Source organism: Acinetobacter sp. V104_13 (genome assembly GCF_031798995.1).
Lineage (GTDB): Bacteria > Pseudomonadota > Gammaproteobacteria > Pseudomonadales > Moraxellaceae > Acinetobacter > Acinetobacter pittii.
The window spans coordinates 386,632-401,283 of sequence record NZ_JAVQNP010000027.1 but is presented as its reverse complement, the minus strand read 5'-3'; the positions used below and the strand labels follow the sequence as shown (position 1 = coordinate 401,283).

Genomic DNA, 14,652 nt, shown 5'->3' with positions numbered 1-14,652 from the left:
GAGCTTATTTTTAAGAAATAGGACCAACCCAAACTTGTGTTTGGGCTGGTTGAAAAACTTAGTACTGCCAGAACATGCGCTGAATTTCTTTCGTGTCATTCGTCTTAGTAAGAGCTAAAGCTGCAAGAAGACGCGCTTTTTGAGGGTTTAAATCATGTGCTGCTACCCAACCATATTTAGAGTCAGGTTGTTCTGCATCACGTAATACGAAACCTTGTGCAACACGTGATGAACGGATAATTTGGATACCGTTTTTGTCGTGAAGATTTTGTAAGGTTGGTACGATATATTTTGGTACAGAACCGTTACCCGTACCAGCATTAATAATCGCTTTAGCACCAGCTTTTGCATATGCTTCATATGCATCTGGAAGCATAGAGTCTGAACCATAAACGATTTGTACGGTTGGAAGTGCATCGCCTTTAATATTTTCAATATTAAATTCTGAAGCATTGGTATGACGTTTTACAGATTGTCTGAACCAATACGGCTTGCCTTCAACTAATGTACCTAAAGCACCCCATTGGCTAACAAAAGCATTTGTATGAATGTTAATGCCTTTAGTTACATCACGTGCAGCAAATATAGAGTCGTTCATGAGAACCATAACGCCTTTATTTTTTGCATCATCAGAAGCTGCCAAAGCAACTGCACTATAAAGGTTAAGTGGACCATCTGCTGAAAGAGCAGTTGAAGGACGCATTGAACCAACAAGTACAATTGGTTTATCAGTATGAACAACCAAATTTAAGAAAAATGCTGTTTCTTCTAAAGTATCTGTACCGTGTGTAATCACGACACCATTAACAGATGGCTTTTTAACAAGCTCATTCACTTGACGAGCAATTTCTAATAATTCCTTGTCAGTAATACTCTCAGAAGCGATTTGTAATGCTTGAATACCAGTTACATTTGCCAAATCTTTGATTTGTGGAACTGCGTTAATTAGCGTATCAACAGGAACTTTTGCAGCAGTATAAGTTGCACTATTTGCTGAGCTTGCGCCAGCACCAGCGATAGTACCGCCAGTCGCAACTACAACAACATTATTTTTTGCATAAAGTGGGAGAGAGCAGGCTAATAAGCCCATCGCTAAACCTAAAGATTTAACAGTTTTAGTCAACATCGAAAATATCCTTATGAAGTGACGAAGTAAAAGTTTGTTGAATATGACTGCTTTTCCTAAGCAAAATACATACCATGTAAAACATATTCATAACTTGTTTGAATAAGAAGCATCCTTGAATAGCATTTTGTTTTATCAACAATTGCTTAGTCATTGCTTTTATTTAGCGCTAATAAATAACATGAATAAAATAAAAAATCTATTAAGTTTTTCTAATTTATCTTGATTTATTTACTTTTTAATATAAATAAAACAAATGATTTTTTTATCAGTATAAAATTAAAAAATAATAGACATGTTTAAGTGGGTTTTTGCCATATGATATTTTTATATTGTTGATTTTTATTGTTATAATTTAATATTAAGATAATTTTAAATTTTCCTGTGTAAGTTAAAAAATAATTCCATTAACTTAATATAATTTAATTGTTGTAAATTGAATTAAAATTTAATCACTTGGTATTTATTTTCAAAAATATAAAATTTGTTTGAATAATTTTTATTCTATTTTTAAGGTTTGTTTTAAGAAAATTTAATAGCAGTTTAAAGTCATTATTTAATATAAAAATATATGTGAATTTCTGCCATCAATTTTAAAATAAAAAAAGAGCAATTTTATAAGGTCATATAAAATTGCTCTTAAGTTGGGAGAGTGGGAGAAAAGAGAAACTTATGCGGTCGTTTGTTCTTGAGTTGATTTAATTAATACTGGCTCTGGTAGTTCTTCAGTATCAGCCACTTTATCGCCTTCAAGTTTGGCAACAACTGCAGTAGCAATACTGTTACCTACTACGTTTGTTGCAGTACGGCCCATATCAAGGAACTGATCGATACCGAGTAATAAAAGGATGCCAGCTTCAGGTAAATGGAACATAGTGAGCGTCGCTGAAATAACTACAATAGAAGCTCGAGAAACACCTGCAATACCTTTACTTGTTACCATTAGAGTTAACAAAATTAAGATTTGTTGAGTGAAACTAAGATCAATATTGTAGGCCTGAGCAATAAAGAGCACTGCAAACGTGGTGTACATCATTGAACCATCAAGATTGAATGAATAACCTAAAGGTAATACAAAGCTCGTTACTTTTTTAGGCACGCCAAATTTATTTAGTGCATCCATAACTTTAGGATACGCTGATTCACTTGAAGCTGTAGCAAAAGCAAGCGTTACAGGTTCACGAATTAATTTACCTAAGCGGAAAATATCTTTTTTAAGTACGATTGCACCTACAGAGAATAAGATGATCCACAGTAATAAAAGACCGAAGTAGAACTCTGCGATTAAGATGCCATAATCAACAATCAAGCCTAAACCTTGTACTGTAATTGCTGAAGCGATTGCTGCAAATACTGCAACAGGTGCAAACATCATGACGTAATCAGTAATACGGAACATGATTTTGCTGAGTTCATCAGTCAAACGAATGATAACTGAATCTTTTTCTTTGCCTTGATTTACAAAAGCAAGGGCTGAGCCAAAGAAAATAGAGAAAACAAGGACTTGCAAAATATCGTTATTTGCCATTGCTTCGGCAATACTGCGTGGGAAAACATGGCTTAAAAATGATTGTAGAGTGAAGCCTGTAGTCGCTGGAGCAGAAGAGCTACTCAATTGTTGCGCAGTTGGTAATACTAAATCTAAAGCTGCACCTGGTTGGAAAAAGTTTGCCAGACCCATACCGATAGCAAGCGATACGAATGAAGCAGTAATAAACCAAGTCATTGATTTAAGGGTGATACTGCCGATTGATGTAGATTTCCCCATTGATACAATGCCTGAAACAATAGTGGCAAATACCAATGGAGCAATAATCATTTTGATAAGGCGTAAAAAGATATCTGTAGGTATGTTGAGATAAGAAGCGATTTGCTTCAATTGTTCACCCTCATTAAAGAAGTGGTGACAAATCCAACCTGTCAGTATGCCAAGTAAAATAGCAACAACAATATACTTGAGCAATTTCTTCTGCTTCATATGAACCTCTATCCATTTGATTCAATCATCCTTTGACGGGATTTGAATGATTGAAAGCTTTCCTTGTTAGTTCAGTTCGGTCGTTCTAACGATGTTATCTTCCTAGATCTGTATCTGTTTTAACCGAATCGAATATGGCGATGTTGTTATGGAGATGGATTGTTGCTCGATTTTGAAGCGGTGTGAAATGCAAAAAAATATTGATCCATGCATTTTTTGCATAATAAAGGTTAAGTAGATTGAAGAAAATCAAGTGATTTTAAACGTATGGTAAAAAATATATAAATCAAAAAATTAACTAATTTTTAAATTTAAAAGAATTATAAAATTTATAAAAATTATTTAAATACAATAATTTATTTGTGTTGATAAAATTGTTATGTGATTAGGAGATTCTTCTTTTATAAAAATGAAAAAAATAGAATTATAAAAAAGGCACCTATTTGGAGATGCCTTTTTTTGTTATGCATTTTTTAACGGCGATTGGCTAAGAAACGACCTAGACGGGTAATTGCTTCACGTAATTCATTTTCAGCAGGTAAGAAAACCACGCGGAAATGATCAGGTGTTGGCCAGTTAAAGCCTGTACCTTGCACCAATAAAACTTTTTCTGCACGTAGCAAATCAAGCATTAACTTTTCATCATCTTCAATTGGGTAGATAGTGGGGTCAAGGCGCGGGAAACAGTACATTGCTCCATCTGGTTTTACACAGCTTACACCTGGAATTTCATTAAGCATTTCCCACGCAATATTACGCTGTTCATATAAACGGCCACCAGGACGGATCAAGTCATTAATTGATTGATAACCGCCTAGGGCAGTTTGAATCGCATATTGAGCTTGAACGTTTGCACATAAGCGCATTGACGCTAACATGTCTAATCCTTCGATATAGTCGGCAGCACGGCTTTTATCACCCGTAATTGCCATCCAACCTGAACGGAAGCCTGCAATACGATAAGCTTTTGATAAACCATTAAAAGATACGCAAAGCTGGTCGCCCGCTAATGATGCTACTGAAACATGTTCAATACCGTCATAAATAATTTTGTCGTAAATTTCATCAGCAAATAAAATTAGATCATATTTTTTTGCAATCGCTACAATCTGTTCAAGAATGTGGCGTGGATATACCGAACCCGTAGGGTTGTTCGGGTTAATGATGACAATACCGCGAGTATTCGGAGTAATCTTACTTTCAATATCAGCAATATCTGGGTACCAGCTATTTTCTTCATCACATTTATAATGAATTGCTGTGCCGCCTGAAAGATTAACTGCTGCTGTCCAAAGCGGATAGTCCGGCATTGGAATCAGCATTTCGTCTCCGTCATCTAATAGACCTTGCATAGCCATTACGATAAGCTCAGATACGCCATTACCAATATACACGTCATTGACATGCATATTGAGAATTCCTTTTTGCTGGTAATACTGACAAATTGCTTTACGAGCAGGGAAGATACCTTTTGAGTCAACATAACCAATTGCATTTGGTAAGTTTAAAGCAACATCATTAATAATTTCTTGGGGTGCTTCAAATCCAAAAGGAGCAGGGTTGCCGATATTCAGCTTAATGATTTTATGTCCTTGCTCTTCCATTTCATTGGCGGCTCGTAAAACTGGTCCACGGATGTCATAACAAACATGCTCAAGCTTCGATGATTTTTTGATTTCTCGAGTAGATGGCATGGAATGGATGGTAGCAGTATTTTTAGACATAACGGGATTCACTTTTGCATATCGGTATAAATAACTTTTAAATGTTTTAACTGTTACCAAATTTAGATCATGTTGATCTTTCAATAGTTCAACAATTTTTTCATGGGTAAAACCCGATTGTTGATATTGTTTGATAATTGGTAGTAGTTGTTGGAAAACCACACTTTTTTTCTGAGACATGTTCTGTCCTATACAACCGTGCGCACTTAGAATAGCACTATGTTTGCTTGCTTTAAAGAAGATTAGTAATAAATTTGCTTACTTTTGATTTTGTATTTTGCTTACTTTTTGCTTTTTTTTCTTTATATGTTTAAATTCCAACAAATTTTACGTTCAGAGACTAGTGTTTTTGTGATGAATGGCGTAAATATAAAACTCGATCATCAGAAATGTTTACTTCAGAATAAAAGGTGTATGTCATGGGAAAAGTCAATAAAACAGACCGGGAATGGCAAAGAGAGTTATCACCAGAAGAGTATCGGATTACACGACAAAAAGGCACTGAACCTGCATTTACGGGGCAATACTGGAATACTAAGCAACATGGTACCTATGTTTGCCGTTGCTGCGGCGCAGAGTTGTTCTCATCAGATACCAAATATGATAGCGGTTGCGGTTGGCCAAGTTTCTTCCGTCCGATCAATGGTGCTGTCATTGATGAACATGAAGATTTAACGCATGGTATGGTCAGAACTGAAATAGTTTGTCATGATTGCGAAGCTCATTTAGGGCATGTATTTGAAGATGGACCACAGCCGACTGGTTTGCGCTACTGTGTAAACTCGGCATCATTACAACTGAAAACAGAAGAAAAAAATGATGAGGAAACCTATCCATGAGTAATATTTATCAGTTTGAAGCTGAGCTGTTAGAGGGTGAAGTTAAGCAATTGGCTGATTACAAAGGTAAAGTTTTACTAATTGTAAACACTGCCAGTAAATGTGGTTTTACACCACAATTTGCTGGCCTCGAAAAACTTTATGAAAAATATAAAGATCAAGGATTAGAAGTTTTAGGTTTTCCCTGCAACCAGTTTGGTGGGCAAGATCCAGGAAGTAATAAAGAAATTGGTAGCTTCTGTCAGCGTAACTATGGAGTGAAATTTCCCATGTTTGCTAAAGTTGATGTAAAAGGCCCAGAAGCCCATGTGATTTTTAGATATTTAACACGTGAAGCTAAAGGTATTTTAGGTAGTAGTAGCATTAAATGGAACTTTACCAAATTTTTGGTCGGTAAAGATGGCGCTGTTTTAAATCGCTATGCACCTACGACTAAGCCAGAAGCTTTAGAAGCTGATATTGAAAAAGCATTAGCTAGTTAATCGTTTAAATGAACGCTATTCCACAAGCTTTTGAGTTTTGGCAAGATGGGCGAATGCCGTATGTTGAAACCAGAAGATCCTGTTTTAGCCGAACGTGTTATAAGTCTCATAGTCATCCAACGTTTTCTATCGGGGCTATAGACGAGGGGAATAGCGTTTTTCAAAGTTCATTTGGTATACCCCAAAAGATTGATGCTGGTACTTTGGTGATCGTACCCGCACATATTGAGCATTCATGTAACCCTTTGCCAAATCAGGCTTGGAGCTACCAGATGCTACATTTGGATATAAGGTGGTTAAATCAGCTGTATTCAGAATTTCGAGAACATGGTCTGGATTTGCATCTGCCTCAGCATAAGCCGCTCATAATAAAAGAAGAAACTTTATATCAGGCTTTTTCTGATATGAATGAAACTTTGTTTGATCCTGAAAAATTAATTATTGAAAAAGAACAGTCGCTGATCTATTGCCTTACCCAGTTGCTACTTCCTCATTTCGTATTAGAAGAAATACAAAAAACTGAATATTTATATGAAGATTTTTTGGACTTAATTCATATTATTAAATCGTCAGAACGATTTATTTCTCTTGAAGAGCTTGCAGAGCAGGTTGGTCTTAGTCGATATGCAATCATTCGTTTATTCAAGGCCAATGTTGGTTTAACTCCACATGCATTTCAAATTAATTTAAAGATTAATCAAGCCAGAGCTCAATTAAAGCAAGGGATTTCACTCGCAGAGCTAGCTGTCAATTTAGGCTTTAGTGATCAAAGCCATTTTCATAAAGCTTTTAAAGCACATACGGGAATTACTCCTCGACAGTTTCAACTTGCAGCCGCGCAATAATTTACAAGAAATTATTTTTCTCTATTTTTAAGCTACTCCATACAGTTTTAAAGATGAAATCGTTATGGAAGTTTTTTTGGTTATCGCCTTTACTCACTTTTTAGCACTACTATCTCCAGGTCCAGATTTTTTTCTTATTTTGACCAGCCTTTTGCAAAAAGGAGCGCGTTATACCTATGGCGTTATTCTGGGAATTACTTTGGGTAATGCTGTTATCTTAATGGTGTGTATATTTGGATTTATGGTGCTTGGCAATTTAAGCACAACGATTCTTTTAGTACTTAAATGGCTGGGGGCTGGGTATTTAGTTTATTTGAGTTTTCTTTGTTTTAGAACCACTCAAGGAACAAACTTAAATATTACTGTTGCTGAAAATAGTTTGGTTGAACAAGAGTCTAGTTATAAGAGTAAAGTTAAAAGCTTAGCTCTGGGTTTGCAATCCAGTCTTCTTAATCCTAAAAATATTATGTTTTATAGTAGTTTAATGCTACTTATTCAACAGGAATTTAGCTTATTTCAAAAATTACTAATGAGTATATGGATGACAGGAGTGGTTTTCGGGTGGAATTTATTATTAGTTCGTTTATTGCGTCAAGAGCGTGTATTAGCACAGATTAAACGCTCTGCTAGAGGAATATATTATTGCTCCAGTCTGGCTTTCATTTTTTTCGCAGTGTTATTGGTTGCCTATAGTTAAAGCAGATCGCATAGCCTTCTAAATAAAACTGAAGGCTATGCAATTTTGCTGGGTTTAAAGAACCGCTTTTAAACGTTTAACAACTTCTTCACATTGTGCCAAATCTGCTACTAAAGCCATACGCACATGATTGGCACCAGGGTTACCTTGTTCGGTATCACGAGATAGATAACGACCCGGTAAAACTTTAATGTGTGCTTTTTCCATTAGCATCTTGGCAAAAGTTTCATCATTATCGACTTTTAACCAGTAATAAAAACCGGCATCAGGTTTTTGTAATGGGAGGAGATGACCTAGCTCAGATTGGAATAAATCAAACTTTGCACGATATTGCTTACGGTTTTCTTCAACATGGTTTTCATCGTTCCACGCTGCGATTGAAGCAAGCTGGTGTTGTACTGGCATTGCAGCGCCGTGATAGGTGCGGTATTGCAAATATGGCTTTAACAGATCGGCATCACCCGCTACAAAACCTGAGCGCAAACCCGGCAAGTTTGAACGCTTTGAAAGTGAATGAAATACGATACAGTTTTTGTAGTCATCACGGCCAAGCTCAGCACAAACTTCTAATAGACCAGTAGGTGCTTGGTCAAACCAAAGCTCTGAATAGCATTCATCAGAAGCAATAACAAAATTATATTGATCAGATAAGGCAATTAGCTTTTTAAATTGTTCTTTGGAAAGCACAGTACCTGTTGGGTTACCCGGTGTACATACAAAAAGTAGGGCTGTCTTTTCCCAAACTTCTGCGGGTACTGCATCAAAATCACCTAAATAGCCATTTTCTTCCGTGCAATTAATGAAGTATGGCTTTGCACCTGCAAGTAAAGCTGCACCTTCATAAATTTGATAAAACGGGTTCGGCATCACCACATAAGGTGCATCTTCACGATTAATTAATGCCTGTACAAAAGAGAAAATGCCTTCACGTGTACCAGAGACGGGCAAGATGTGGTTTTCAGCACTAATGCTGTTAAGTTTAAAGCGCTTAGTTAACCAATCTGAAATGCTCTGGCGAAGCTCTGGTAAGCCTTTGCTGTTTGGATAAGTTGATAAATGGTTAAAGTTATCAATAATAGCCTGTTTAACAAACTCTGGTGCTGGATGCTTAGGTTCGCCAATTGATAGAGGAATCAAGGGAAGGTTAGCAGGAGTAGTATCCTTAAAAAGTTGGTTTAACTTTTCAAATGGATACGGGTGTAATAACGACAAGCTAGAGTTCATTAAACAGTTACCAAGTAGTTGAGTTTCAGTGCTGACAAATTTGATTAGATGCTTCATCTAATGCAGCTTTCAGTTTTTCCGAGAAGAGTTTGACCTCTTCGTTATTCAGCGGTTTTCCATCTTTTTTAGTGACAAAGAAAATATCTTCGGCACGTTCGCCTAAAGTTGCGATTCGGGCTGAATGGATGTCTAAACCTTGCATCATAAATAAACCACCCACGCGCGCAAGTAGGCCGGGGTGATCGAGTGTTGAAATTTCGACCATATTTTGCTGTAAGGCTTCATTTAATGTTACATCGACTGTATTTTCAATATCGAAATGACGTAATTGACGTGGAATACGACGTTGCATGAGTCCCGGGTACTGGTCTGGTTGGCTAAGCGCTTTTACTAATGCATTTTTAACGGTTTCTTCACGCTCTGGGTCGGTAAGCAATGTACCGAAACGATCCAGTACTACATAGGTATCTAAGCTAAATGCTGTACTGGCCGTGATAATTTTTGCGTCCTGAACGTCTAGGTTCATTCGGTCTAAAACGGCAACAGTGGTGGCAAATAGGTTAGGTTGATCGCGTGTATAAATAAAGATTTGCACCGCATCTTGAGCTGCTTTACGGTGAGCACGCAAGAGGACTAATGGCTCCGGATTATCACCATGTTTTAAAATTGCTTGTGTGTGCCATGCAATTTCATCCGCCGATTCTTTAATGAAGTATTCATCACCTAGCTCTTGCCATACTTTTTCAACATCTGCCAATGCGAAGTTATTTACCAATAATTCACTTGCTGCAAACTTGGTGTCTTCAATTAACATTTGGTAGTCAACAGGACGACCTAGACCTGTACGGATTACATCACGAGCGTGCGTATAAAGCTGACGCATAAGCGATGCACGCCATGTGTTCCATAGTTTTGGATTTGTCGCGTTAATATCGGCAACCGTTAAGGTATATAGATAATCAAGATGCTCCATATCACCCAGTTTTTCAGCGAAATCTTTCACGACATCAGGATCAGAAATATCTTTTTTCTGAGCGGTCAAAGACATGAGCAAATGGTTTTGAATAAGCCATGCAATTAATTTACATTCACGCTCTGTAAAGCCATGTGCACGGCCAAACTCAATTGCATCTTCTGCGCCGAGTTCGCTGTGGTCACCACCACGACCTTTTGCGATGTCATGGAATAAAGCAGCAATGAACACAATATCTTGACGAGCAAGACGTTGGAAAACTGAACTTACTACAGGGAATTCTTTGGCAAATTCAGGTTCTCTAAAACGATTTAAATTACGCAGCAATAATAATGTATGAGCATCGACCGTATAGATATGGAATAGGTCATATTGCATAAGGCCCATAATTTGGCCAAAAGCAGGAATATAGTTTCCTAAAACACCATATCGTTTCATCGCAACCAAGGTATCGTATAAACGATATGGTGAGCGAATAATCGACATAAACAGTGCTTGATGCTCTGGATTATCACGATAACTTTGGTTGATTCGTTTCGCAGCAAGAATAAGTAAGCGTAAAGTTCGAGCGCGGATTCCTTCAATATCCGGTCGATTGGCTAAAATATAGAACAACTCTAAAATCGCGCTTGGATGCTCTGCGAATATTTTGTGATGTTGTACGGCAAGTTTATTATCGACAATTTTAAAGTGATCGTTAACAACTTCAATTTTGCGTTCATAGTTGGGCAGTCGAGGAGTAATCACTGACTCGCTAAAATACGCAAGCAACATTTCATTGAGTGTTGAAACTTGCTGCGCCGTACGGTAGTAGCGTTTCATGAACTGCTCAACACCATAATTTACAGGTTGGCCTTCTTGACGAACATATCCAAATTTAGCGGCAATTTCCCTTTGATGGTCAAAGAGTAAACGATTTTCATCACGTTTAGCTAAACGGTGTAAATGATGTCGAATTTCCCAAAGAAAACTTTCAGCTTCTTCTAAAACTGCCAATTCAAACTCTGAAATGAAACCTAAATGCACTAAGTCATAAATACGGTTTACGCGAAAGTGACGTTTGGCAATCCAGCCAATTTGGTTAATGTCACGGATACCGCCCGGTGCATTTTTAATGTCGGGTTCTAAATTACTTTCAGTATTGTTGTGTTGATGGTAACGCTTGGCTTGTTCGGCCATTTTTGCGTCATAAAATGTTTTATCTGTCCATGTCTGCGAAACAATACGGCGAGGCCATTTCGCAAGCTGACTATTGCCAGTAATTAACCGCGCCTCAATTAAAGTGGTTGCAACGGTTAAATCGGTAGCGGCCTGTTCAACACAGCTTTGAATCGTGCGAACACTAATGCCAGGTTTAAAGTTTCCAACGTCCCATAAAGAAGAAATAAATGTAGAGATACGTTTTTCGTTTTCTTCGTTAATTTCATGCTCCGATAGGATCATGATATCGACATCGGAATAGGGCAACATTTCACGGCGCCCATAACCGCCTACAGCAAAAAGGCCCAGTTCTGTCTGATCGAGTTCAGCATGTTTCCATAAAAAGATCAGTGCTTCATCTACTAAATCTGAACGGGCTTTAATGATTTCACGAATAGATTGCCCATTTTCATATGAATCTTGCAACTGTTTTTCTACATCCGTTCGCCACTGATTAATGGCTTTAATATCATGATGACTTGAGACATAGTTCAACAATGGCGATATATTGATCATGAAAATGGGTCTACCAATAAGTAAAAATTAAGAGTTTGTTTGAACGCTTATTTGATCAGCGGTTTCTTTCGCTAAAGTACGAGCAAGATCAGTATTTTCAGCACGAGCGGTTGCTACACCCATACGACGACGTTTGAAACCTTCTGGTTTGCCAAACAGGCGTAAATCGGTGTCTGGGTGTGTTAAAGCTACATTGAGATTGCCATAACTTAAATTACTGGCATCAACTCCAGCATAAATTACTGCACTTGCTGCAACACTGTGGCGTGCAGTGTTTACAGGTAAACCTAAAATTGCACGTGCATGCAGTTCAAATTCACTTTGAAATTGTGATGCTAGAGTTACGAGTCCTGTATCGTGTGGGCGAGGTGAGACTTCACTAAACCAAACCTTGTCGCCTTTAATAAAAAGTTCTACACCAAAAATACCACAGCCACCAAGTGCAGTTGTCACTTTATTTGCAATACGTTTTGCTTCTTCGAGTGCCGCCGCCGTCATTGGTTGAGGTTGCCAGCTTTCTACATAATCCCCGGCATCTTGGCGGTGACCAATTGGGTCACAGTAATGAGTTTCGATTTCACCAGTTTCAGGGTTTTTAGCGCGAACGGTAAGTAATGTAATTTCAAAATCAAAATCAATTTGAGATTCAATAATGACCGTACCTTGATTAACACGGCCACCTTGCATTGCATATTCCCAAGCATCATCAACTTCATCGAAACTTTTTACACGAGACTGGCCTTTACCTGAAGAAGACATGACCGGTTTTACAAAGTTTGGATAACCAATGTCATCGCAAGCGGCGCGGAAGCTTTCGAGCGTATCAGCAAAGCGATACGCAGAAGTAGGTAGGCCAAGTTCTTCAGCCGCAAGGCGGCGGATGCCTTCACGGTTCATTGTGAGGTTTACAGCTTTAGCAGAAGGGATGACAGTTGCTGTTTTGCTCGCTTCAATTTCAAGTAAAACTTCTGTTGCAATTGCTTCAATTTCTGGAACAATTAAATTTGGCTTAATTTTCTCGATGAGTTGTTTTAATTGGGCAGGATCTGCCATGTTTAACACATAAGAAAAATGTGCAACTTGCATTGCTGGTGCGTGATCATAACGGTCGGCTGCATGTACTTCTACACCAAGGCGTTGTAAGGAAATTACAACTTCTTTGCCAAGCTCTCCTGAACCTAACAATAAAACTTTAAATGCAGAAGATTGAAGTGGGGTACCGAGTGTCACGCTCATGCGAATCATCCTGACAAAATTATTTTTTTAAGCATAGCAGAACTTATGGTGGAGTTAAGCCTTATCATGCATAAAAAAAGTAATTTTGTCGGACAATTAAAAAAGTGGTTTTTAGACATTAACCTGATAGTTTAAAAGCAACTCATCAGCATTTTTACCACGGATGCCCCAATTTTCTTTAGGTGTTTCAAAAATAGTAATTTCAATGTCTTGTGGAGAAATTTTACATTGCTCTTGAATATTACGGAATAAGGTTTGAATAAGCTGCTTTTTAGTGGCTGCACTGCGGCCTGCAAACATTGAAAGTTCGATAATAATGTAATGCTGGCTTCTGTCAGAAGGGTAAATGAAATTTCCTGGTTTAAGGCTAATAAAACGTTGAAATCTTTTCTCAACAGGATATTTCAATTCTTCAATAAGCGCCTGATGGATTGCATGAGAAAGTAATTCTCGATACTGCATAATGGTTTGTTCATTTGCATAAATTTTAACTTGTGACATTTTTATCTCTATATAAGTAGCTAAGGTTATCTTTTTAATCAATTCAAAAAATTAAATTTTCCAAGCCAGAAGTTTCAATCTTAAACGCCTCTGGCCAGATTTTATTTTATATAAGGAAGATAAGTTTATCTATTTATAAAGGTAAATAAGTATAGATCAGACCATAAACAATTGCGGCAGTTAAAGTTGCTGGTACGATTTTCTTAAATTTAAAATAAAGACCTGCTAAAACTAAAAAACCGATAAGCATTGCGAAACTCTTATTGGGAGTTTCAAGGAGAGGTGGAAGGGTAGCAACTACAAGCATGGCACTAATTGCAGATATTCCAATACTCCCTAAGGCAATTTTGATCCAGATTGAGCCGCGTCTTTGTTGGCTGCCCTGTAGTTTTTGTATTACGAAAAAAGGTCCAAAGCGTGAAGCAAAATTGGCTATACCCACAATAATGCCGACCAGAATAATTTCTAGGTTCATATTAAGCCTCAACCTCATCATGCTGTTTCAGCACATAATGTTTAAATAGACCAGCTAAAATTCCTGAAAAAATACCTATAAAAATAGCGGCTGATAAGTTAATCCAATAACACGCCAGAGCTGAAACTACTAAAGATACAGCAACAACAAGGCTATGCTTTCTTTCAAACGCTGCTAATAAAAAACTTAAAAATAAAGCAGGTAACAAGAAGTCTAAAGCTGCTTTTAAAAACTTTGGTAAATGAGCAACTTGATCGGCAAATAATCCACCTAATAAAGAGCCACTTGCCCAAGCCATCCAACTAAATAGGCTTAAGCCAAGCATCCAAGACTCGGACCATTGTTGTTTGCGCTGTGAAAGTTGGATCATTCCACTGGCAAAAACTTCATCGGTTAAGCCCCAAGCCCATACTGCGGTTTTCTTAAGATTTAATTTGTTTGGAATCAGGTTGTATAGAGCAGGTCCATAAAGGACATGGCGAATATCTAGTGCAATGACTGTTAATGCTGTTAGCCAAATGGATGAACCGCTAGCCAAAAGCGCGACAACCAAGAATTGGCTAGCGCCTGCGTACATTGAACAAGATAGAAAAAAGGCTTCCCATGGTGTAAAACCAAACTGAGATGCAGAAACGCCAAAGGCAAAAGAAACGGGTAAATAAGTGAGTACGATAGCTTGGCTATCTTTGGCGCCTTGCCAAAAAGTTGCTGTTTGGGCAGGCATCAATTGTTGTTCGGACACAATACACCTTGGCAATAAACCAAATGATAAAAATACTTGAAAGATTGAGTATTGTAGCCGAATTTAATAGCATAGTGCCGAAATGTTTAATCGG

13 protein-coding genes are annotated in these 14,652 nt (G+C 37.6%); 4 read left to right on the top strand and 9 right to left on the bottom strand.

What is annotated here, in order from left to right; translation table 11 throughout:
- Positions 1-58 precede the first annotated feature (58 nt).
- The 3 genes from RMB06_RS14690 to RMB06_RS14680 all read right to left on the bottom strand — a co-directional run bounded on the left by RMB06_RS14690 (position 59) and on the right by RMB06_RS14680 (position 5,008).
- On the bottom strand, positions 59-1,126 hold the full coding sequence (locus RMB06_RS14690) for a type II asparaginase (protein WP_014206524.1): 1,068 nt from the start codon (positions 1,124-1,126) through the stop codon (positions 59-61).
- Between the two features lie 670 nt (positions 1,127-1,796).
- Entirely contained in the window at positions 1,797-3,104 is a 1,308-nt protein-coding gene (locus tag RMB06_RS14685) for a dicarboxylate/amino acid:cation symporter (RefSeq protein WP_002114420.1), read from the bottom strand.
- A 473-nt stretch (positions 3,105-3,577) separates the two neighbouring features.
- Positions 3,578-5,008 carry a pyridoxal phosphate-dependent aminotransferase gene (locus RMB06_RS14680; RefSeq protein ID WP_311080113.1) on the bottom strand — a complete coding sequence of 477 codons (1,431 nt, stop codon included), beginning with the start codon at positions 5,006-5,008 and terminating at the stop codon, positions 3,578-3,580.
- 239 nt (positions 5,009-5,247) lie between these two features.
- Between RMB06_RS14680 and msrB the strand changes: the two genes are divergently transcribed.
- From msrB to RMB06_RS14660, 4 genes are all read left to right on the top strand, one after another.
- Complete coding sequence (gene msrB, locus RMB06_RS14675; protein ID WP_002114184.1) at positions 5,248-5,667, top strand: peptide-methionine (R)-S-oxide reductase MsrB; 420 nt, start codon at positions 5,248-5,250, stop codon at positions 5,665-5,667.
- Positions 5,664-6,149, top strand: coding sequence for a glutathione peroxidase (locus RMB06_RS14670; RefSeq protein ID WP_002114194.1), 486 nt, complete (start codon positions 5,664-5,666; stop codon positions 6,147-6,149). Before msrB ends, RMB06_RS14670 begins: the two co-directional genes overlap by 4 nt.
- An 8-nt stretch (positions 6,150-6,157) precedes the next feature.
- Positions 6,158-6,994, top strand: coding sequence for an AraC family transcriptional regulator (locus RMB06_RS14665; protein ID WP_311080112.1), 837 nt, complete (start codon positions 6,158-6,160; stop codon positions 6,992-6,994).
- A 64-nt stretch (positions 6,995-7,058) separates the two neighbouring features.
- A complete protein-coding gene (locus tag RMB06_RS14660) occupies positions 7,059-7,691 on the top strand; it encodes a LysE family translocator (protein WP_311080110.1) in 633 nt (210 codons plus the stop codon).
- Between the two features lie 54 nt (positions 7,692-7,745).
- On the opposite strand, the gene dapC is transcribed toward RMB06_RS14660, so the two are convergent.
- The 6 genes from dapC to RMB06_RS14630 all read right to left on the bottom strand — a co-directional run bounded on the left by dapC (position 7,746) and on the right by RMB06_RS14630 (position 14,540).
- Positions 7,746-8,915 (bottom strand): succinyldiaminopimelate transaminase, encoded by a 1,170-nt coding sequence (gene dapC / locus RMB06_RS14655; protein WP_311080728.1) that lies wholly within the window; start codon positions 8,913-8,915, stop codon positions 7,746-7,748.
- A gap of 25 nt (positions 8,916-8,940) precedes the next feature.
- Positions 8,941-11,604, bottom strand: a complete 2,664-nt coding sequence (glnD, locus tag RMB06_RS14650; RefSeq protein WP_000608324.1) for a [protein-PII] uridylyltransferase — start codon at positions 11,602-11,604, stop codon at positions 8,941-8,943.
- A 27-nt stretch (positions 11,605-11,631) separates the two neighbouring features.
- Positions 11,632-12,849 carry a formate-dependent phosphoribosylglycinamide formyltransferase gene (gene purT / locus RMB06_RS14645; protein WP_311080108.1) on the bottom strand — a complete coding sequence of 406 codons (1,218 nt, stop codon included), beginning with the start codon at positions 12,847-12,849 and terminating at the stop codon, positions 11,632-11,634.
- A gap of 102 nt (positions 12,850-12,951) precedes the next feature.
- Complete coding sequence (locus RMB06_RS14640) at positions 12,952-13,341, bottom strand: tautomerase family protein (RefSeq protein WP_014206529.1); 390 nt, start codon at positions 13,339-13,341, stop codon at positions 12,952-12,954.
- A gap of 133 nt (positions 13,342-13,474) precedes the next feature.
- On the bottom strand, positions 13,475-13,816 hold the full coding sequence (ygaH, locus tag RMB06_RS14635) for an L-valine transporter subunit YgaH (protein WP_002133404.1): 342 nt from the start codon (positions 13,814-13,816) through the stop codon (positions 13,475-13,477).
- A 1-nt stretch (position 13,817) separates the two neighbouring features.
- A complete protein-coding gene (locus tag RMB06_RS14630; protein ID WP_311080726.1) occupies positions 13,818-14,540 on the bottom strand; it encodes an AzlC family ABC transporter permease in 723 nt (240 codons plus the stop codon).
- Between the last annotated feature and the right edge of the window lie 112 nt (positions 14,541-14,652).